This window comes from Clostridia bacterium (assembly GCA_036562685.1).
Classification (GTDB): Bacteria; Bacillota; Clostridia; order Christensenellales; family DUVY01; genus DUVY01.
On sequence record DATCJR010000058.1, the window covers coordinates 1 to 2,357 of the forward strand.

Annotated in this window: 3 protein-coding genes; 1 reads left to right on the top strand and 2 read right to left on the bottom strand. The window is 33.1% G+C overall.

What is annotated here, in order from left to right:
- The first annotated feature begins 260 nt into the window (after positions 1-260).
- Complete coding sequence (locus tag VIL26_02630) at positions 261-512, top strand: kinase to dihydroxyacetone kinase (protein HEY8389839.1); 252 nt, start codon at positions 261-263, stop codon at positions 510-512.
- A 77-nt stretch (positions 513-589) separates the two neighbouring features.
- Here VIL26_02630 and VIL26_02635 read toward each other — a convergent pair whose 3' ends face one another.
- On the bottom strand, positions 590-1,876 hold the full coding sequence (locus tag VIL26_02635) for an amidohydrolase (GenBank protein HEY8389840.1): 1,287 nt from the start codon (positions 1,874-1,876) through the stop codon (positions 590-592).
- Between the two features lie 4 nt (positions 1,877-1,880).
- Positions 1,881-2,357 (bottom strand): purine-nucleoside phosphorylase (locus VIL26_02640; GenBank protein ID HEY8389841.1); only part of this gene is annotated, 477 nt, incomplete at its 5' end.

Consider the following 2,357-nt stretch of genomic DNA (forward strand, 5'->3'; position numbering starts at 1 on the left):
TCCTTTACCCCTCGGGGTAAAGGAAACTGAAAGAACTTATTATACAAACCGTTGCACTTGTAGTTGCAATTTAAGAAATAAAATAAACATTAAGGTACGTTAAGAAGTTTTAATAAAACTCTTCAAAGAAATTAAGACTTAAAAAGATATTTGAATTATTTGATAATATTATTAAAATATTAATTATAAGGCAAATTTTCTTGTGATATAATTGTTATGATAAACTAAAATTTGCTCAAAAAAAACATAAGGAGAAAATTATGATCTCATTTAAATTTGATACGCAATTATTGATTGAAGGAAAAAATCTTTCGGAAGATAACATAAGCGATTACATAACTAAAAACATTGAAGGCGATTGCTTATTGGTTGTTGGCGATGATGAATTGATTAAAATTCATTTTCACACTAATACTCCTTGGAAAGTACTTGAATATTGTGCTTCTTTGGGCGATATTCATGATATTGTTTTAGAAAACATGGAAAGACAGTCTAACGGCCTAAAAGGTTAATCAAAAAGATCAATAAGATATATAAAAAGAGAAGGCAAATGCATATGCCTTCTCTTTAATTTTTCATCAATAATAGATTATTTTTTAACCTGTTCTTTTAATCGTTTGATTGCAACATTGCATTTTTTGAATACTTCTTCTTGACTTATACCTATATTATACTCACCATTTTCATATAAAATCTTACCTTTAACCATAGTAAGAATTACATTTTTTGATCCGGCAGAATAAACAACATTATTAATAATGTTATTAATAGGCTGCATATTAGGACAATCAAGACTAATAGCAGTCAAATCCGCATCTGCTCCTACCCTTAGCACTCCAGAAGCATTGCCCGTAGCCTGGGCTCCAAATAGTGTCGCCATTTTTAATACAGTTTTTAAAGGCACTGCTGAAGCATCTTTGTTAATGGCTTTCGACAAAACAGCTGTAAGATATATTTCTCTAAACATATCAAGTGTATTATTGCTTGCAGCGCCGTCTGTTCCAATCGCAATCTTCAAACCCTTTTTCAGATAATTGTCTATATTGGCTATGCCGCTAGCCAATTTTAGGTTGCTAGAAGGATTGGTAACAGCCCAAACGTTTTTTTGAATTAATAGATCTATATCTTTCTCATCCAAATGTACGCAATGATATGCATTTCCGCCATAGTCAAATATTCCGTTTTGAACAAGATATTGAGGCGGTGTCATGCCATATTTTGAAATACAACTCTCAACTTCATTTTTAGTTTCTGATAGATGCGTACAAACCTCTGCTTTATATTTCTTTGCCAAGGCCGCTACACCTTTAATCAATGTGTCGCTTGCAGTATATTGCGCATGAAATCCTAGTTTATATGAACAAAGAGGAGAATACGAGTTGTATTTGAGATACTTTTGCTCAAGATAGTCTAACTTTTCATCCGTTTTCCCATCAAGATCCATTGCAGTGCCTATCCCGACTACCTTAAAGCCTGAATCAACGCAAGCCTGAATAACACTCTCTTGATGAAAATACATATCAGCTATAGAAGTAATCCCACTGGACAGATATTCCATAATTGCAAGACGGGTACCAAAATAGCAGTCTTCTTCAGTCATATGATCTTCAATGGGGAAAATATATTGATTTAACCAAACATCCAAAGGTTGGTCATCACAATAGCCTCTTAATAAAACCATAGGAGAATGCGTATGACAATCTGAAAATCCATGCATAACAACAGCATTATGCATGTCAATATTTCTATCCCATTTCTTTGAGTTTTCACAAGAACTGCCTATATACTCAATTTTGCCATCATTAATATGTATTTCTCCAAAAACTATTTCAAAATCTTCATTAAGAATGTAGGCATTATATAATCTTATATTCATAAATTTAACCTATCGCTTTAACTATTTCTTTTATCAAATTTCCTGCTTTTTGAATATTCTTTCCTACTGTGTTATTCACATCTTCCGATGTGATTATGTCATTTGAAATTCCTGCAGCGTAATTGGCTATAAAAGACAATCCGAGAACTTTCATACCGCAATGACGTGCTGCTATAGTTTCTATTGCTGTACTCATTCCAACAGCATCTGCGCCCCACAGCTTAAACATCTTGATTTCGGCAGGAGTTTCAAATTGAGGTCCAGAACATTGTAAATATACGCCTTCTTTTAACTCTATATTTTGAGATAAAGCAATTTTTTTGGCTATATCTCTCAAACCAGCGTCATACATATATGTCATATCCGGGAAACGAATTCCAAAGCTGTCATCGTTTTTTCCTATAAGCGGAGAAGGCACATTAAACAAAATATGGTCTTTTATTAGCATTATTTCACCAGGTGTAAAAGTTATGCCACCTGA

Bases quoted from the DNA above. Each gene is read 5' to 3' on its own strand.
- VIL26_02630 (HEY8389839.1), top strand. From the start codon at position 261: ATGATCTCATTTAAATTTGATACGCAATTATTGATTGAAGGAAAAAAT.
- VIL26_02635 (HEY8389840.1), bottom strand. From the start codon at position 1,876: ATGAATATAAGATTATATAATGCCTACATTCTTAATGAAGATTTTGAA.